This window comes from Microbacterium sp. M4A5_1d (assembly GCF_053345465.1).
In genome coordinates this window covers 790,025-807,627 of record NZ_JBKFAD010000001.1, presented here as the reverse complement: position 1 = coordinate 807,627, position 17,603 = coordinate 790,025, and the positions used below count along the sequence as shown (strand labels likewise).

Sequence of the window (17,603 nt, the reverse complement as noted above, 5' to 3'; positions counted from 1 at the left end):
CCTACCGCGCGTAGCGCTCGACGAACGCACGCAGGATCGACCCCGTGTGGGTGACCGGGCTGCGCCGCACGGCGCTCAGGGTGAGGTCGAGCTCGTCGGGTGCGAAGTAGCCGTAGCCGGCGTAGGCGTGGATACGGGTGGTGATGCCCTCGAGGTCGAGCTCGGGGTGGAACTGCGTCGCGTAGACGTTCTCGCCGACCCGGAACATCTGTACCGGGCATCCGGCTGATGAAGCCAGCAGCACGGCGCGCGGCGGGAGCTCTGAGATCGCTTCCTTGTGCCCGACGAAGGCCGAGAACGTCTGCGGCATCCCGGCCAGGAGCGGGTCGCGCGTGCCGGCATCCATCAACTCGACGTCGACGACGCTGATGGGCTCGCCGAATCGGCGGTCGATCGTGGCGCCGAGGAAGGCGCCCACCGTACCGATGCCGTAGCAGGCCCCGAGGAACGGGGCGTCTTGCGTGACGACCCGCGCCAGAAGATCCGAGAACTCGGCCTCGACCCGGCGCTGCACGGCAGACTTCTGCTCCCACCGATCGGATGCGTTGAACGGGCCGCCGCCCACGAAGATGCCCGACACGTCGTCGAGGTCGATGTCGGGCATCGGCCCGGCCTCGAGCCGCACGCGCCGGAGCGAAGCAGGCTCGAGGCCCGTATGGCGGAGGAAGAGCTCGTACTCCTCGTCTGCGGGTACGTCCTCAGCGCGGGTGGCGAGCAGCACGAACGGCTTCACGCCGAGGGGAGCTTTCGTAGTCGCCGAGCACGCATGGCGCAAGCGTATCGGCCGGTCCGGGCGGCGCGGGTATCGTCGGACCCAGGAGGTCAGAACATGGCTATTGCACGACTGCACGGTGGTCCCCTCGATGGGCAGACCCTTCCGCTGGACGAAGACGCGTCAGACCGGCTCATCCTTCCCTACAGCGAGACCCAGGTGGTCTATGAGCGCGCCGGCGAGCCGGAGCACACCGGCGAGGGTGACGGGCCGACGTCGTCCGAGTTCCACTTCGTCGAGGCGGAGGGCGACATCGACCCCTCGACCGACGAGCGCGACGACCGCGTCACCAGTGACGACTGAGCCGCGCAGCTCGCTCGAGATCGAGCGCAAGTACGACGTCGAGGCCGGCACGGCGGTGCCCGACTGGTCGACTCTTCCCGGAGTCGCGTCCGTCGGTGAGCCCGAGCCCCGCGAGCTCGACGCGCGTTACCTCGACACCGCCGACGGGCGACTCGCCGAGGCGCTGACCGCGCTGCGGCGACGTACAGGCGGTCCCGACGCGGGCTGGCACGTCAAGCGTTCGACGCCGGAAGGCAAGCTCGAGACGCACTGGCCCCTCGACGACGCCGATGAGTCGGCCCCGGTTGAGGTGCCCGAGGCGATCATCGCGGAGCTCGCCGAGGTGGCGCAGCCGCCGTTCGAGGTCATCGCGCGCATCCGGAACTCGCGCACCGCCTTCGCTCTGCTCGATGCCGAGGGCGGCATGGTCGCGGAGTTCGTCGACGATCGGGTGACGGCCACGGACGAGCGCTCGGGGCGCACGACTTCGTGGCGGGAGTGGGAGCTCGAGCTGGGCCCTGCGGCCCCGAGCACTGCGGCGGGTGTCGCCGAGCTCTTCGCGGCGGCTGATGAGCTCGTGGCATCCGTCGGGGGAGCGCCGGCGGCATCCGAATCCAAGCTCGGACGCGCCCTCGCGCGCTGAGTATCCGCAGCTCGCTCAGACGAAAAGACGAACGCACCGCCGGCCATAGCCGCGCGGTGCGTTCGTCTTGGAGACGCGAGCGTCAGAGGTTGATCATGTGGCCCGCGAGACCGTGGAAGGCCTCCTGCAGGCCCTCCGACAGCGTCGGGTGCGTGTGGACGTTGCGCGCGGCCTCGAGCGCGGTCAGGTCCCACTTCTGAGCAAGGGTCAACTCGGGCAGCAGCTCCGACACGTCGGGGCCGATCAGGTGTCCGCCCAGGAGCTCCAGGTGCTCAGCGTCGGCGATCAGCTTGACGAAGCCGACGGGCTCGCCCAGGCCGTTCGCCTTGCCGTTCGCCGAGAAGGGGAACTTGGCGACCTTGACGTCGTGACCGGCGTCGCGCGCCTGCTGCTCGGTCAGACCGAACGATGCGACCTGCGGCGAGCAGAACGTTGCACGCGGCATGTTGCGGTAATCGCCGAGAGTCTGCGTCTCGGCTCCGCCGATCGTCTCGGCCGCGACGACGCCCTGCGCCTCGGCGACGTGTGCGAGCTGCAGCTTGGCGGTGACGTCACCGATCGCGTAGATGCCCTCGACATTGGTCCGCATGTGGTCGTCGATGTCGATCGCGCCGCGCTCCGTGAGCTTCACGCCGGTGTTCTCCAGACCGAAGCCCTCGACGCGGGGCGCGAAGCCGATCGACATGAGGACCTTGTCGGCCTCGATCTGCCCCTTCGCGCCGTCGGCGTTGGCCGAGTACGAGACGGTGACCTTGTCGCCGGAGTCGACGATCTGCTCGACCTTGGTCGAGGTGAGGATGTCGATGCCGTACTTCTTGTACTGCTTCTGGATCTCCTTCGAGACCTCGACGTCCTCGTTGGGGAGGGCGCGGTCGAGGAACTCGATGATCGTGACCTTGACGCCGTAGTTCGACATCACGAAGGCGAACTCCATGCCGATCGCGCCGGCACCGACGATGACGATCGAGTTCGGCAGGTCGCGAGTGAGGATCTGCTCCTCGTAGGTCACGACGTTGTCGCTGAGCTGAACGCCGGGGAGCAGGCGCACCGTCGAGCCGGTGGCGATGATGACGTTGTCGAACGTGACGGTCTCCTGCGAGCCATCGGTCTTGGTCACCTGGATCGACTTGGCGTCGAGGAACGAACCGCGACCCTCGTACTCGGTGACCTTGTTCTTCTTCATCAGGAAGTGGATGCCCTTGACGTGCGTCTCGGCCACCTTGCGGCTGCGGTCGAACGCGGTGCCGAAGTCGAAGTTCACATCTCCGCTGATGCCGAAGAGATCGGCCTTGTGCTTGAAGGTGTGGGCGAGGTCGGCGTTCTTCAGCAGCGCCTTGGAAGGGATGCAGCCGACGTTGAGGCAGACGCCTCCCCAGTACTTCTCTTCGATGATCGCGACGGACTGTCCGAGCTGCGCAGCGCGGACAGCTGCGACATACCCGCCGGGGCCCGCGCCGAGGATGACGACGTTGTAGTGAGGCATGCTCCCAGCCTAGTCCTCGGTGCGCCGCCGAGACGCCGCTACGAGGGCGATGACGAGCGCGATCACGCCGGCGACGACGACGATCGACACGACGATCCAGAACACGGCGGGAAGGCCTTCCTCCGTGGTGGTCTCGGCTTCTCCGCCGACGGGGGATGTCGGCGCGGCCGCGGGGTCGCCGGCGGTGAACGAGAACTCGCCCGAGACCGGGTGGCCGTCGCTCGAGACCACACGCCACCGCACGGTGATCGGGCCCTGGCTGTCGCCGCTGAGCGCCTGGGTCGCCGTGGTCCCATCGAGGGTCGGCGCGCCCTCGGCGAGCTCGGTTCCGGCTGCGTCGGTCACCGAGATCGCGTTGACCCCGTCCTCGTCGATCAGGACGCCACTGAAGGTGAGGGTCAGCTCGTCGGGCAGCGCGGTCACCGTCGAATCGGCGGCCGGATCGGAAGCGAGCAGCTCGTCGTGTGCGAGGGCGGGGGACGCGGGTGCGGCGACGGCGAGGCCGAGTGCGAGGCCGAGGGCGGCGAGGAGGCGCGTGCGGAGAGCGGGGGTGCGTTGAGACATCGCCCCGAGCCTAATCCGCGAGGCATATGAAGGTCGTGAGAGCCCTCGGGAATCGCGTTCGCGACTCGTCGTCGATCCGTTAGGCTGGCCCGGAAGAGGAGGACACTGTGGACGAAAAGGATCGAGACGTCGACGACATCCGACGCGGCCCCGACCGCGCGCCGCACAGCGGGTCCTCGGACACGACGCAGACGTTCGGGCACGACCTGGACCTGTCATTCGTGCCGTTCGGGGCTGACCTCACCGCTGTCGAGCGCGATGCCATCCAGGCTCTGCCGGAGCGGGCAGCCCTGCTTCTGGTGCGTTCGGGCCCGACGGCGGGAGCCCGGTATCTGCTCGACACCGACGTGACGACCGTCGGTCGCCACCCCGAGGCCGACATCTTCTTCGACGACGTCACGGTCTCGCGCCGGCACGCGGAGATCACTCGCACCGGCTCGGCATTCGAGATCGTCGACCAGCGCTCCCTGAACGGCACGTACGTGAACGGTGAGCGCGTCGACCGAGCTGTGCTCTCGGACGGCGCCGAACTGCGCGTCGGCAAATTCCGCCTGAACTTCTTCGTCTCACCGCTCGATCGCGGACCGGCGACCGGCGCGTGAGCGCGGCCCCCGCCGCCCGCAGTCGGTCCACGACGGCGGGTCATCTGAGCATCGGTCAGGTGCTCGCCCGGCTCAGCCCGGAGTTTCCGGCTCTGAGCTCGAGCAAGCTCCGTTACCTCGAGGACCAGGGGATCGTCACACCGACGCGCACCGGGTCGGGATACCGGAAGTTCTCGCCCGCGGACGTGGAGCGCCTGCGCACGGCGTTGACGCTCCAGCGCGACCACTACATGCCCCTGGCACGCATCCGTGAGTACCTCGACACACCGGGGGCCGAGGGGCTTCCGCCTGCGCTGCCGGCGTCGATCGTCCAGCATCGGCGCTATCGGCGCGACGAGCTGATCGATCAGGCCGAGGCCACCGCGGCGCTGCTCGGCGACGCGGTGTCAGCGGGCCTGCTGCCCGCCGCCGACACCTACGACGAACGCGCGCTGGTGCTGCTGCGTACCCTCGTCGCCCTCGATCGTCACGGCATCGGTCCTCGCCACCTCCGCACGGTGCGCCAGGCGGCCGAGCGTGACGTCGCGCTCGTCGAGACGGCGCTCGCGCCGTTGCTCCGCCGAACCGACTCCTCGTCTCGTGGACGCGCCCACGAGCTCGCTCCCGAACTGGTGCGCCGGCTCGACGACGTCCGTTCGGCGTTCGTCCAGGCGGCTATCGACCGACTCGTCAGGTGAGCCGCGCGCGACACGCCGCGGGCTCGGAACGGATGTCGTTGCCGCGGCGGCATCCCTCATCTAGCGTGGAAGTAACCCGACCGTCCGGCAGGAGGACCAGATGACCGCGCATGATTCGCTCGGCGAGATGCGGTTCACGACCGACCTGCTCTTCACCGACGGTCTCCCCGAGATGGATGACGAAGCCGGGTACCGGGGAGCGCAGGCCGCTCGCGCCGCCGGGATCACCTACCGTCAGCTCGACTACTGGGCTCGCACCGAACTCGTCGTCCCGACCGTTCGCGGCGCCAGTGGCTCCGGGTCGCAGCGGCTCTACGGCTTCCGCGACATCCTCGTCCTCAAGCTCGTGAAGCGACTGCTCGACACCGGCATCTCGCTGCAGCAGATCCGCGTCGCCGTGGATCAGCTCCGCGCCGCCGGCATTCGTGATCTCGCCGGGACGACCCTGATGAGCGACGGCGCTTCGGTCTACCTCTGCACGTCGAACGACGAGGTCATCGACCTCGTCAGCCGCGGTCAGGGCGTGTTCGGCATCGCGGTCGGGAAGGTCCTCCGCGAGGTCGAGTCGACGCTCGTGGAGTTCGACCCCCAGGCGCCGGACCCCGTCGACGAGCTCGCCGCGCGACGCTCGGCGCGCAGCGCCTGAGTCGCTCCCGATACACAGAACCCCGGCGCACCTGCGGTGCGGCCGGGGTTTCGTTCGTGTGGGGACGAGCTGATCAGCTCGGGGTGGCCGTGGGAGTCTCGCCCGCGACCGGGATGCGGCCGGTGCGCAGCACGCGGTCGAGCAGCGCGTCGAAGTCGGACGCGAGCTCCTGCGCGGAGTCTCCGGGCCAGATGTGGAGCGGCTTCGCGGCGCCCTGCGCCTGCTGGAGCGACGTGCGCTCGGGAAGCTGGGGCGAGAGCACCAGCGGACCGAACATGTCGCGGAGTTCCTTGATGCGGAACTGGTGTTCGATCGACTGCGGACGCACGCGGTTGACCACGATCCCGAGGGGCTGCAAGCGAGGCGAAAGGCCGCGTCGGATCTCCTCGATGGCGCGGAGGGCGCGATCGGCGGCAGCGACGGAGAACAGGCCGGGCTCGGTCACGACGATCACGCGGTCGCTGGCCGCCCACGCCGTGCGGGTCAGGGCATTGAGTGAGGGAGCGCAGTCAATGAGCACGAGGTCGTAGTCGGCTTCGATGGTCGCGAGAGCCTCTTCGAGCTTCCAGACGTCGCGCACGCTCGGGTGCGGTCCGTCGAAGTTGATGGCGGACGGGCTGCCGATCAGAACGTCGATGGTGCCGGGATGCACCTTCGCCCATCCGCTCGAGGTGATGGCCTGACGGACCACCTTCTCCTTCGGATTGGCGAGGACATCGGCGACGTTGAGACGGCCAGCGACCTGGATGTCCATCCCCGTCGACACGTCGGACTGCGGATCGAGGTCGACAACCAACGTCCGGACACCGCGGGCGAACGCGGCGGATGCGAGCCCCAGGGTGACCGTCGTCTTGCCGACCCCGCCCTTGAGCGAGCTGACGGAAAGTACGTGCACGAGGCTCTACGTTACCTTCCCCTAGGCTGTGAGGGTATTCGAGCCCCCGCGCGGCGCCGTTGCCGCGCGACTCACTCCAGCGAGGTGAGCATGTTCCGGAAGATCCTTGTCGCGAATCGTGGTGAGATCGCCATCCGCGCTTTCCGTGCGGCGTTCGAGCTGGGGGCCCGGACCGTGGCGGTCTATCCCCATGAGGACAGATACTCGCTCCACCGGCTGAAAGCCGACGAGGCCTATGAGATCGGCGTCAAGGGGCACCCGGTGCGTGCGTACCTCGACGTCGACGAGATCATCCGCGTCGCGCGTGAGAGCGGGGCAGACGCCATCTATCCGGGCTACGGCTTCCTGTCGGAGAACCCGGAACTCGCCGCGCGCGCCGCCGAGGCGGGCATCGCGTTCATCGGTCCCTCCGCACGCGTGCTCGAGATGGCGGGGAACAAGGTCACGGCCAAGAGTCACGCGGTCGCCGCAGGCGTGCCGGTGTTGCGATCGACCGACGCCTCTGACGACATCGACGCTCTCGTGGCCCAGGCAGGCGACATCGGCTTCCCCGTCTTCGTCAAAGCCGTCGCCGGCGGTGGGGGACGCGGGATGCGGCGCGTCGCCAGCCCCGACGAGCTCGCGCCGGCCCTCTCCGAGGCCATGCGCGAGGCCCGGAGTGCCTTCGGCGACGCGCGCGTCTTCCTGGAACAGGCCGTGCAGCGACCCCGCCATGTCGAGGTTCAGGTGCTCGCCGATGCCACGGGGGAGACGGTTCACCTCTTCGAGCGGGACTGCTCGGTGCAGCGGCGCCATCAGAAGGTCATCGAGATCGCGCCGGCTCCCAATCTCGACGACGAGACGCGGGCCGACCTGCACCGGCACGCGATCGCCTTCGCGACCTCCATCGGCTACGTGAACGCCGGCACCGTCGAGTTCCTGCTCGAGACCGCCGGCCCCCGGGCAGGCGAGATCGTCTTCATCGAGATGAACCCCCGCATCCAGGTCGAGCACACGGTGACCGAGGAGGTCACCGACGTCGACCTGGTCCAGTCCCAGATGCGGATCGCGGCGGGGGAGAGCCTCGCGCAGCTCGGCCTCACCCAGGACCGCATCCAGCTGCGCGGCGCGGCTCTGCAGTGCCGCATCACGACCGAAGACCCGGCTCAGGGGTTCCGCCCCGATACGGGGAAGATCACCACCTACCGGTCGCCCGGCGGGGCCGGCATCCGTCTCGACGGCGGCACGACCGCCGCCGGGTCTCAGGTGAGCCCGCACTTCGACTCGATGCTCGCGAAGCTCACGTGCCGGGGGCGAGACTTCGGCGCCGCGGTCGTGCGCTCGCGCCGCGCCCTCGCCGAGTTCCGCATCCGTGGCGTCTCGACCAACATCCCGTTCCTGCAGCAGGTTCTCGACGACCCGTCTTTCGCTCGCGGTGACCTCAGCACGTCGTTCATCGACGAGCGCCCCGAGCTGCTCGAGGGACGCGCGTCCAAGGACCGCGGATCGAAGATCCTGGGTTGGCTCGCCGACACCACCGTCAACCGCCCGCACGGTTCTGCTCCGACGAGCGTCGACCCCCGGAGCAAGCTTCCGCGGATCGACCTCGCTGCGTCGCCACCGGCGGGCTCGCGTCAGCGCCTCCTCGAACTCGGGCCAGTGGGGTTCGCCGAAGCCCTGCGCCGCCAGACCTCGCTCGCCGTGACGGAGACGACCTTCCGCGACGCGCACCAGTCGCTTCTCGCGACCCGCGTGCGGACCAAGGACCTCGTTGCGGTCGCCCCCGCTGTTGCGCGGCTCACTCCTCAGCTTCTCTCCGTCGAGGCGTGGGGCGGAGCGACCTACGACGTGGCGCTCCGCTTCCTCGGCGAAGACCCCTGGGAACGGCTCGACAAGCTCCGTGACGCGCTTCCCAACGTGGCGCTGCAGATGCTGCTGCGCGGCCGCAACACCGTCGGGTACACCCCCTACCCGACAGCCGTCACGCAAGCCTTCGTCCGGGAAGCGGCGGATGCGGGTGTCGACATCTTCCGGATCTTCGACGCACTGAACGACGTCACGCAGATGCGGCCCGCCATCGACGCCGTCCTCGAGACCGGAACGACGATCGCCGAAGTCGCGCTCTGCTACACGGGAGATCTGCTCGACCCGAGCGAGGACCTCTACACCCTCGACTACTACCTCCGTCTCGCCGAGGAGATCGTCGAAGCGGGAGCGCACGTCCTCGCCATCAAGGACATGGCCGGGTTGCTGCGGCCGGCCGCAGCGTCGCGCCTGGTCTCGGCGCTGCGCGAACGGTTCGATCTCCCCGTCCACGTCCACACGCACGACACCGCCGGCGGGCAGCTGGCGACCCTTCTGGCCGCGAGCGCAGCGGGGGCGGATGCCGTCGACGCGGCGTCCGCGCCCATGGCGGGCACGACCAGCCAGCCGTCGCTCTCCGCCCTCGTGGCCGCCCTCGCGCACACCGACCGCGACACGGGGCTCGACCTCGATGCGGTGTCGGACCTCGAGCCCTACTGGGAAGCCGTGCGGCACATGTACCGGCCGTTCGAGTCCGGTCTGCCGGGCCCCACCGGCCGGGTCTACCGCCACGAGATCCCCGGCGGCCAGCTCTCCAACCTGCGGCAGCAGGCCATCGCCCTCGGGCTCGCCGACGATTTCGAGCTCATCGAGGACATGTACGCCGCGGCGAACCGGATCCTCGGCCGGGTTCCGAAGGTCACGCCGTCGTCGAAGGTCGTGGGCGACCTCGCCCTGCATCTGGCGGCCGTCAAAGCCGATCCCGAAGCCTTCGCCGCCGACCCGGGTGCGTACGACATCCCGGAATCGGTCGTCGGCTTCATGGCGGGCGAGCTCGGCGACCTGCCGGGCGGATGGCCCGAACCGTTCCGGTCGAAGGTGCTCGCCGGGCGCACCGTGCGCCCCGCTGTCACCGACCTGTCGGCAGCGCAGGCGGCGGACCTCGACGCGGATTCCGCAACGCGACGGCGCACGCTGAACGCGCTGCTCTTCCCCGCGCCGACCCAGGAGTTCGACCGGGTACGCGAGACGTACGGTGACCTCAGCGTGCTCGACACCGCGGACTATCTGTACGGGCTCGTTCCCGGCGCTGAGCACGTCGTCGAGATCGAGAAGGGCGTCCAGCTCTACGTCGGGCTCGAGGCCATCGGCGAGGCCGATGACAAGGGCATGCGCACGGTCATGGCGACGCTGAACGGGCAGCTGCGGCCGGTCTTCGTCCGCGACCGCGGGATCAGCGTCGAGGCCCGCCAAGCAGAGAAGGCCGATACCGCGATTCCTGGTCAGGTCGCGGCTCCGTTCTCGGGCGTCGTGACGCTCAAGGTGGCCGTCGGCGATGCCGTCGAGGCCGGGGCGCCCGTCGCGTCGATCGAGGCGATGAAGATGGAAGCGGGCATCACGGCGCCCGTGGCGGGCGTCGTCGAGCGGCTCGTCGTCGATCCGACCGCAGCTGTCGAAGCCGGTGACCTTTTGGTCGTCGTCCGGCCCGGCGGGTAGCCTAAGGGGTCGGGCGCGAGCTCGAGACCTGGGAGTGGACGCAGCAAAACATGCCTGAGCGCAACGAGAATCAGCCCGAAGAGACCGATCCCGCGGTCCTCGCCGACAGCGAGAGCATTCACACGACGGCGATCGGGATCATCGGCGGCACCGCGCAGGTCGACGTCGCGCTTCCCGTCGCGGAAGACGACCTCGATGACGACGACGTCATCGACGGCGAGGTCGGCGACGAGCAGCTGACGACGGGCGACATCCCCCTCGGGGCGGGACCGGGCGAGCCGTACGGCGATGCCGACGCGTCGGAGGATGACACATCGCGTGCTTCCGACGACGAGGCGGGCGTCGGCGAGCACGCGACTCCAGACCACGACGACGACCTCGCGGCGCCGGATCGGCCGAGCGACGGCGAGATGGGCGACGAGGTGACGGAGGCCGAAGCAGCCGACCTCGTCGTCGACGACGACATCGACGTCGCGACCGATGAGGACGTCGCGATCGACGAGGACGTCGCGACCGATGACGACGCAGCCGAGCCGGCCGACGAGGTCGTCACCGCCACGATCGACGACGAGGACGCGGAGACCGACGGTCAGGACGACTCGGAACCGATGACCGCGGGTGCAGCCGGCGAGGCTCTGGACGTGCGTGATGAGTCCGGCGACGCGACGGACGCCGCCGTCGAGCACGACGCCCCGAAGCCCGACGTCGGAGAAACGCTCGAGGGCGGTGCCGCCGTCGCGACGGTCGTGCCGACCTCCACCCCGATCACCGGGACCGTGCCGACGACGCGCCGGCAAGCGCACCAGGCCGCCGAGCAGGTGCGTCACGCCACCGAGCGCGTGTCCGTGGCGCGTACGACCGAGCCCGTCCTCCAATCGCGACGTATCGGCGACCTCGAGGCCGGGCGCGAGTCCGCCGACCTCCTCACGGCCGAACGTCTGCTCGACCCCTCGCAGGTCGTGCGAGCCGAGCCGGAAGGCCGTTGGCAGCGGCTGCTGTACAGCGTCTCCGGCCATCGCATCAACCTCGGCGACGGAAAGCGCGCGCGGGCGCGGAAGGAGCTCGACCGTCGCATCGCCGCGCCGCTGGCCGGTGGCGCGAAGTTCGTCCCCGTGCTCTCGCGCAAGGGCGGCGTCGGCAAGACGACGGTGACGACCCTCCTCGGGATGGCTCTCGCAGATGCCCGCGATGACCGCGTGATCGCCATCGACGCCAATCCCGATCGTGGCACGCTGGCCGATCGCATCGGCCGCACGAGCGGGAAGACCGTGCGCGATCTGGCGCGTGCACGCGGTGAGGTAGTCGGCTTCAACGACCTCTCCGCCATCGTCGCGCGCGACGAAACCCGGCTCGACGTGCTGGCCTCCGACACCGATCCGCACGTATCCGAAGCATTCAGCGATCACGATTACGAGGATGTGGCCGCGATCGCGGCGCACTATTACTCCATCGTCCTCACCGATACGGGCACCGGGATCGTGCATTCGGTGATGGGCGCGACTCTCGGACTGTCCGACCAGATCGTCGTCGTCGCCGGTCTCTCGGTCGACGAGGCCCGGCTGGCCTCCGAGACGTTGACGTGGCTCGAATCCAACGGTTTCGCCGACGCCGTGACGAACGCCGTCGTGGTGCTCAACACATCCCGTCCGGGAACGCCGATGGTTCGCGCGGAAGAGCTGGAGACGCACTTCGCCACGCGCGTGCGCTCCGTCCTGCGCGTTCCGTACGACCCGCACCTGGCGGCGGGGAGCGCGGTCTCGTTCCGCGACCTCGAGCCGGCGACCCGCGAAGCGGCGCGCAAACTCGCGGCGAGCGTGGTCGAAGGTCTGCGTCTGGGAGGGGCGGCCTGACATGACGGTTCGCGCGATCCGCTTCTTCGGCGACCCGGTCCTGAAGTCGCCGGCAGCTCCGATCGAGACGATCGACGACGGTGTGCGCTCGCTCGTCCAGGACCTCCTCGACACCGTCGAGCTGCCCGGTCGTGCGGGCGTCGCCGCTCCGCAGATCGGCGTGGGCCTGCGCGCGTTCAGCTACAACGTGGACGGCGTCATCGGCTACATCCTCAATCCGCGTCTCGTCGAGGTCTCCGGTGAACCGTCTCTGATCGGCGAGGGATGCCTCTCGGTACCCAACCTGTGGCATGACACGCTCCGGCACCCGTACGCGCGCGCCGTGGGCATCGATCTCGATGGCGAAGAGATCGTCCTCGAGGGCGAGGGGCTGATGGCGCAGGCCCTGCAGCACGAGTGCGATCATCTCGATGGCATCCTGTACCTCGACCGGCTCTCGCCCGCCGAGCGTCGGATCGCCATGCGCGAGGTGCGCGAGTCGTCCTGGTTCTGATCCGTCACGCAGAAGCGGGGCCCGGCCGGTGATCACCAGCCGGGCCCCGCTTCTGCGTCATCCGATCATCCGAGCGGGACGTTGCTCGTCTTCACCGGCTCGTCGTAGATGTCGGAGATGGCGTCCGAGAAGTCGGTGAGGATGACGTTGCGCTTGATGCTCATCTTGGGCGTCAGGTGGCCGCTCGCCTCGGTCCACTCCGTGTCGAGGATCGTGAACTTGCGGATCGACTCTGCGCGCGAGACGTTGCGGTTCGCCTCGTCGATCGCGCGCTGGACCTCGGCGCGGACCTCGGCGTTCTTCGCCGCGTCGGCGAGGGACATGTCTCCGGAGAGGCCGTTATTCGTCAGCCAGGTCGGCAGCATCTCCGGGTCGAGCGTGACGAGCGCGGAGATGAAGGGCTTCTGATCGCCCACGACGACGACCTGGCCCACGATCGGATTGGCGCGGATGGGATCTTCCAGCACGGCGGGGGCGACGTTCTTGCCGCCGGCGGTGACGATGATCTCCTTCTTGCGTCCGGTGATCGTGAGGAAGCCCTCGTCGTCGAACGATCCGATGTCGCCGGTCTTGAACCAGCCGTCGTTGAACGCCGCCTCGGTGGCCTCGGGGTTGCGCCAGTACTCCGCGAACACGTTGATGCCGCGCACCTCGACTTCGCCGTCCTCACCGAGGCGGACTCCGACGCCGGGCAGGACCGGCCCGACCGTGCCGATCTTGGACTTCGTTGCGAGGTTGACCGTCGCGGGAGCCGTCGTCTCGGTGAGTCCGTAGCCCTCGAGGATCGTGACGCCGAGGCTGTGGAAGAAGTGGCCGAGGCGCGGGCCCAGGGGAGCGGATCCCGAGACGGCGTAGGTGACGCGGCCGCCCATGGCGGCCCGGAGCTTGCCGTAGACCAGCTTGTCGAAGACACGGAACTTGAGCTTGGTCAGCAGCGGGATGCTCTTGCCCTCCTGCTTCAGCCGCGAGTGATCGATCGCGACCTGCGCGGCGGCGCGGAAGATCTTGCCCTTGCCGCCGGCTTCGGCCTTCTGCTCCGCCGAGTTGTAGACCTTCTCGAACACGCGCGGGACCGCGAGCAGGAAGGTCGGCTGGAACGTGCCGAGAGCAGGCAGCAGCTGCTTGGTGTCGGGCTGATGCCCGGTCTTGACCCCGGCATGGACATTGAGGATCGAGATGAAGCGAGCGAAGACGTGGGCCGTGGTGATGAACAGCAGCGTCGATGCGCCGCCGGGGTGGTTGACGACCTCTTTGAGCGCTTCGCCGGAGTTTCGGGCGAGCTCGACGAAGTTGCTGTGGGTCAGCACACAGCCCTTCGGGCGCCCGGTCGATCCCGAGGTGTAGATGAGCGTCGCAATGTCCGAGCCGACGGCGAGGTTCCGTCGCCGCTCGATCTCCTCGTCGGACACGCCGCCCCCGCTCGAGCGCAGCTTGTCGAGATGTCCCGAAGCCATGACCCACACCTCGCGGACGAGGGGCACGGTCGACCGGATCTCGTCGATGCGACCCGCGTGGTCGGCCGACTCCGCGATCGCGAACGTCGCGCCCGAGTCGCCGAGGATCCAGGCGATCTGCGACGCCGAGCTCGTCTCGTAGACGGGGACCATCACGGCGCCGGCGAAGAAGATCGCGAAATCGACGAGCGTCCAGTCGTACGTGGTGCGGGCGATGAACGCCACCTTGTCGCCGGGCTCGACACCGGCGGCGACGAGACCCTTCGCCAGCGCGATGACCTCGCGTTGGAACTCGGCCGCGGAGATGTCTCGCCAACCACCGTCGTGCGGCACGGCGAAGAGCGCTCGCGACGGGGTCGCGGCGACCCGGTCGACGAGGAGATCGGTGATGTTCGCGTCAGGGTCGGCTGGAACGACAGCGGGGACTTCGAACTGGACGGCGCTCATGGGCGGCAACTCCTTCGGTACCGGAAGCGTCTGGCAGGGTATAGACACTCTATCGGCCGCCCGGCCGCCGAGCCCGCGCGCGAACGCGGTGCCCCATTAGACTTTGCGGGTCGCCGCCGGACGGCCGACGGAAAGGACCACGCGTGCTCAACATCGGCATCGACATCGGCGGAACCAAGATCGCCGGAGGTGTCGTCTCCGCCGACGGGACGATCGTCGACCGCATCCGCGTCGACACCCCCGCCGACACCGACGCGCTGGCCGACGCCGTCGCCGACATGGTGCGGCACTTCCGCGCATCGCACGAGGTCACCGCTGTCGGCGTCGCTGCTGCGGGGTTCCTCGATCGCACCCGGTCGATCATGCGCCACGCCCCGAACATCGACTGGGTGGAGCACCCGCTGCGAGCCGAGCTCGAGGCGCGCGTCGGCGTCGCCGTCGTGCTCGAGAACGATGCCAACGCCGCGGGGTGGGCGGAGTACCGCTTCGGCGCCGGCCGCGGCAGCTCCAACATGGTGATGCTGACCCTCGGCACCGGCGTCGGGGGAGCGGTCATCATCGACGGGCAGCTCCTCATCGGCGGTCGAGGAGCGGCGGGCGAGCTCGGCCACGTGCGGTTCGAGCGCGGCGGGCGCCCGTGCGGGTGCGGCCTGAAGGGATGCCTCGAGCAGTACGCCTCGGGACGCGCGCTGCAGCGCGAGGCGGTGGCCATCGCGGACGACCCCGAGCTCGGTGCCGGGCTCGCGCAGGTGCGCGACGAGCACGGTTCGATCCCGGGCGACGCGATCTCGCGCCTGATCCTCGCCGACGATCCCGGAGCGCTCGAGGCGCTCCACCGGGTCGCGACGGCGCTGGGTGAGACCGCGGGCGGGTTCCAGGCGACGCTCGACCCCGAGATCTTCGTCATCGGCGGCGGCGTCGCCCAGCTCGGCGAGACGCTCCTCGCGCCGGTCCGGGCGGCCTACCGTGACGCGCTCCCGGGCGGCGAGAACGCGGCTCCCGCCGACTTCGCGATCGCGACGCTCGGCAACGACGCGGGCCTGATCGGCGTCGCCGATCTGGCCGGGGGGCGGTGACCGGTGTTCTACTGGCTGATGAAGTACATCTTCATCGGACCCGTCGTGAAGGCGATCTTCCGGCCCTGGATCGTGGGGCGCCGTAACGTCCCGGCATCCGGTGCGGCGATCTTCGCCAGTAACCACCTCTCTGTGAGCGACTCGATCTTCCTGCCGCTCATGATCGACCGGCCGATGTCGTTCCTCGCCAAGAGCGACTACTTCACCGGAACGGGCCTCAAGGGCTGGGCCACTCGGGTGTTCATGAAGGCGACGGGTCAGATCGCCATCGACCGGACGGGGGGCAAGGCGTCCGAAGCCTCGCTCAACACGGGACTCCAGGTGCTGGGCCGCGGCGATCTGCTCGGGATCTACCCCGAGGGCACGCGGAGCCCCGATGGCAAGCTCTACCGCGGACGTACCGGATTGGCGCGCATGGCGCTCGAGGCCCGCGTGCCCGTGATCCCCGTCGTCATGGTCGACACCGACGCGGTCATGCCCATCGGGCGCAGCATCCCCCGGGTCGGACGGGTGGGAATGGTCATCGGCGAGCCGCTGGACTTCTCTCGTTTCCAGGGGATGGAGAGCGACCGGTACGTGCTGCGCTCGGTGACCGACGAGATCATGGTCGCGCTGCAGCGGCTGGGCGAGCAGGAGTACGAAGACGTGTACGCATCGTCGGTCAAGGAGCGCGCAGCGCAGCAGCAGGCCTGATCGTCACACGGCCGGCGGGGTGTCGGCCGAGCACTAGACTTGGCGCGTGCCTACGCTGGATTCACTCGACTCGTGGCGCGATCTTCCCATCAAGCAGCAGCCGGCGTGGAACGACCCCGGCGCCGTGGCTGCGGTGTCGGCCGAGATCGCGACGCTCCCGCCCCTCGTCTTCGCCGGTGAGGTGGACATCCTCCGCGAGCGCCTCGCGCGCGCGGCATCCGGAGAAGCCTTCCTCCTGCAGGGCGGTGACTGCGCCGAGACGTTCGCCGGCGCGACCGCGGAGAAGATCCGCAACCGCATCAAGACGGTGCTGCAGATGGCGGTCGTGCTGACCTATGGCGCCTCGATGCCCGTCGTCAAGATGGGTCGCATGGCCGGGCAGTTCGCCAAGCCCCGCTCGAGCGACACCGAGACGCGCGGCGACGTCACGCTGCCGGCGTACCGCGGCGACATCGTCAACGGCTACGACTTCACCGCCGCCTCGCGTCAGCCCGACCCAGCCCGGCTGCTCAAGGGCTACCACACGGCCGCGTCGACGCTGAACCTCATCCGCGCGTTCACGCAGGGTGGGTTCGCCGACCTGCGCGAGGTGCACTCGTGGAACAAGGGCTTCGCGTCGAACCCGGCGAATGCCCGTTACGAGGGCCTCGCGGGAGAGATCGACCGAGCCATCAAGTTCATGGAGGCGGCCGGGGCCAACTTCGACGAGCTGCGCGGCGTCGAGTTCTACACGGGCCACGAGGGCCTGCTGATGGACTACGAGCGCCCGATGACGCGCATCGATTCGCGGACGAACACGCCGTACAACACGTCGTCGCACTTCCTCTGGATCGGCGAGCGCACGCGCGAGCTCGACGGCGCGCACGTCGACTACTTCTCGAAGATCCGCAACCCCATCGGGGTGAAGCTCGGCCCCACGACGTCGACCGACACCGCGCTGGCGCTGATCGACAAGCTCGACCCCGAGCGCGAGCCGGGTCGCCTCACCTTCATCACTCGTATGGGGGCGGGCAAGATCCGCGATGCGCTGCCGCCGCTGCTCGAGGCCGTGAAGGACTCGGGCGCGACGCCGCTGTGGGTCACCGACCCGATGCACGGCAACGGCATCACGACGCCCACCGGCTACAAGACGCGTCGCTTCGACGACGTCGTCGACGAGGTGCGCGGCTTCTTCGAGGCGCACCGTGCGGTGGGCACCTTCCCGGGCGGCATCCACGTCGAGCTCACGGGTGACGACGTCACGGAGTGCCTCGGCGGCTCCGAGATGATCGACGAGGCGACGCTCGCCACGCGGTACGAGAGCCTGTGCGACCCGCGTCTGAACCACATGCAGAGCCTCGAACTGGCCTTCCTGGTCGCCGAGGAGCTCGAGAAGCGCTGAGCTCCGGGCTCCGCGGCCGCGCGAGAGCGCACATCCGCACGGTTGTGGGGTCTCCCCACCGTGCAGATGTGCGCTCTCGCCGTTCCCGGCTGTGGAGAGCGCTGGGTCGGCGAGGCCTGCTCCCGCCCGCGAGTCGCTGTTGCGCGT

Annotated in this window: 16 protein-coding genes; 11 read left to right on the top strand and 5 right to left on the bottom strand. The window is 69.2% G+C overall.

From position 1 onward, the window contains the following. Position 1: 1 nt before the first annotated feature. On the bottom strand, positions 2–733 hold the full coding sequence (locus ACLBWJ_RS03885; protein WP_447659749.1) for a glutamine amidotransferase: 732 nt from the start codon (positions 731–733) through the stop codon (positions 2–4). A 96-nt stretch (positions 734–829) separates the two neighbouring features. Between ACLBWJ_RS03885 and ACLBWJ_RS03880 the strand changes: the two genes are divergently transcribed. Further along, positions 830–1,075, top strand: a complete 246-nt coding sequence (locus ACLBWJ_RS03880) for a response regulator (RefSeq protein ID WP_282502363.1) — start codon at positions 830–832, stop codon at positions 1,073–1,075. Continuing rightward, positions 1,065–1,697, top strand: coding sequence for a CYTH domain-containing protein (locus tag ACLBWJ_RS03875; protein ID WP_282502364.1), 633 nt, complete (start codon positions 1,065–1,067; stop codon positions 1,695–1,697). The genes ACLBWJ_RS03880 and ACLBWJ_RS03875 overlap by 11 nt, the downstream gene beginning before the upstream one ends. A gap of 82 nt (positions 1,698–1,779) precedes the next feature. Here the strand turns inward: ACLBWJ_RS03875 and lpdA are convergent, their stop codons facing one another. Continuing rightward, a complete protein-coding gene (gene lpdA, locus ACLBWJ_RS03870; protein ID WP_114587916.1) occupies positions 1,780–3,180 on the bottom strand; it encodes a dihydrolipoyl dehydrogenase in 1,401 nt (466 codons plus the stop codon). 9 nt (positions 3,181–3,189) lie between these two features. Beyond that, positions 3,190–3,744, bottom strand: coding sequence for a copper resistance CopC family protein (locus tag ACLBWJ_RS03865; RefSeq protein ID WP_282502365.1), 555 nt, complete (start codon positions 3,742–3,744; stop codon positions 3,190–3,192). Positions 3,745–3,851: 107 nt separating this feature from the next. Between ACLBWJ_RS03865 and ACLBWJ_RS03860 the strand changes: the two genes are divergently transcribed. From ACLBWJ_RS03860 to ACLBWJ_RS03850, 3 genes are all read left to right on the top strand, one after another. After that, a complete protein-coding gene (locus tag ACLBWJ_RS03860) occupies positions 3,852–4,346 on the top strand; it encodes an FHA domain-containing protein (RefSeq protein WP_112613910.1) in 495 nt (164 codons plus the stop codon). Further along, complete coding sequence (gene ftsR, locus ACLBWJ_RS03855) at positions 4,343–5,023, top strand: transcriptional regulator FtsR (RefSeq protein WP_181574115.1); 681 nt, start codon at positions 4,343–4,345, stop codon at positions 5,021–5,023. Before ACLBWJ_RS03860 ends, ftsR begins: the two co-directional genes overlap by 4 nt. Positions 5,024–5,123: 100 nt before the next feature. Then, positions 5,124–5,669 carry a MerR family transcriptional regulator gene (locus ACLBWJ_RS03850; RefSeq protein ID WP_023951592.1) on the top strand — a complete coding sequence of 182 codons (546 nt, stop codon included), beginning with the start codon at positions 5,124–5,126 and terminating at the stop codon, positions 5,667–5,669. A gap of 73 nt (positions 5,670–5,742) precedes the next feature. Here the strand turns inward: ACLBWJ_RS03850 and ACLBWJ_RS03845 are convergent, their stop codons facing one another. Continuing rightward, positions 5,743–6,564: a ParA family protein gene (locus ACLBWJ_RS03845; RefSeq protein WP_112613912.1), complete on the bottom strand. Its 822-nt coding sequence runs from the start codon at positions 6,562–6,564 to the stop codon at positions 5,743–5,745. Between the two features lie 90 nt (positions 6,565–6,654). On the opposite strand from ACLBWJ_RS03845, the gene ACLBWJ_RS03840 reads away from it, so the two are divergent. The 3 genes from ACLBWJ_RS03840 to def are packed head-to-tail and all read left to right on the top strand — an operon-like array spanning position 6,655 to position 12,405. After that, complete coding sequence (locus tag ACLBWJ_RS03840; protein ID WP_274177623.1) at positions 6,655–10,062, top strand: pyruvate carboxylase; 3,408 nt, start codon at positions 6,655–6,657, stop codon at positions 10,060–10,062. Positions 10,063–10,112: 50 nt separating this feature from the next. Then, positions 10,113–11,912 carry a nucleotide-binding protein gene (locus tag ACLBWJ_RS03835; RefSeq protein ID WP_447659748.1) on the top strand — a complete coding sequence of 600 codons (1,800 nt, stop codon included), beginning with the start codon at positions 10,113–10,115 and terminating at the stop codon, positions 11,910–11,912. 1 nt (position 11,913) lies between these two features. Continuing rightward, positions 11,914–12,405 carry a peptide deformylase gene (def, locus tag ACLBWJ_RS03830; RefSeq protein ID WP_112613918.1) on the top strand — a complete coding sequence of 164 codons (492 nt, stop codon included), beginning with the start codon at positions 11,914–11,916 and terminating at the stop codon, positions 12,403–12,405. Positions 12,406–12,470: 65 nt separating this feature from the next. Here the strand turns inward: def and ACLBWJ_RS03825 are convergent, their stop codons facing one another. Then, positions 12,471–14,306: an AMP-dependent synthetase/ligase gene (locus ACLBWJ_RS03825; protein ID WP_274177625.1), complete on the bottom strand. Its 1,836-nt coding sequence runs from the start codon at positions 14,304–14,306 to the stop codon at positions 12,471–12,473. A 143-nt stretch (positions 14,307–14,449) separates the two neighbouring features. Here ACLBWJ_RS03825 and ACLBWJ_RS03820 point away from each other — a divergent pair, with 143 nt between their 5' ends. The 3 genes from ACLBWJ_RS03820 to ACLBWJ_RS03810 are packed head-to-tail and all read left to right on the top strand — an operon-like array spanning position 14,450 to position 17,456. Continuing rightward, complete coding sequence (locus tag ACLBWJ_RS03820) at positions 14,450–15,382, top strand: ROK family protein (protein ID WP_274177626.1); 933 nt, start codon at positions 14,450–14,452, stop codon at positions 15,380–15,382. Positions 15,383–15,385: 3 nt separating this feature from the next. Then, positions 15,386–16,075: a lysophospholipid acyltransferase family protein gene (locus ACLBWJ_RS03815; RefSeq protein WP_112613924.1), complete on the top strand. Its 690-nt coding sequence runs from the start codon at positions 15,386–15,388 to the stop codon at positions 16,073–16,075. A 46-nt stretch (positions 16,076–16,121) separates the two neighbouring features. Next, complete coding sequence (locus ACLBWJ_RS03810) at positions 16,122–17,456, top strand: class II 3-deoxy-7-phosphoheptulonate synthase (protein ID WP_447659747.1); 1,335 nt, start codon at positions 16,122–16,124, stop codon at positions 17,454–17,456. Positions 17,457–17,603 lie beyond the last annotated feature (147 nt).

Coding starts and splice junctions, on each gene's coding strand:
- ACLBWJ_RS03865 (WP_282502365.1), bottom strand. CDS start 3,744: ATGTCTCAACGCACCCCCGCTCTCCGCACGCGCCTCCTCGCCGCCCTC.
- lpdA (WP_114587916.1), bottom strand. CDS start 3,180: ATGCCTCACTACAACGTCGTCATCCTCGGCGCGGGCCCCGGCGGGTAT.
- ACLBWJ_RS03850 (WP_023951592.1), top strand. CDS start 5,124: ATGACCGCGCATGATTCGCTCGGCGAGATGCGGTTCACGACCGACCTG.
- def (WP_112613918.1), top strand. CDS start 11,914: ATGACGGTTCGCGCGATCCGCTTCTTCGGCGACCCGGTCCTGAAGTCG.
- ACLBWJ_RS03840 (WP_274177623.1), top strand. CDS start 6,655: ATGTTCCGGAAGATCCTTGTCGCGAATCGTGGTGAGATCGCCATCCGC.
- ACLBWJ_RS03880 (WP_282502363.1), top strand. CDS start 830: ATGGCTATTGCACGACTGCACGGTGGTCCCCTCGATGGGCAGACCCTT.
- ACLBWJ_RS03825 (WP_274177625.1), bottom strand. CDS start 14,306: ATGAGCGCCGTCCAGTTCGAAGTCCCCGCTGTCGTTCCAGCCGACCCT.
- ACLBWJ_RS03835 (WP_447659748.1), top strand. CDS start 10,113: ATGCCTGAGCGCAACGAGAATCAGCCCGAAGAGACCGATCCCGCGGTC.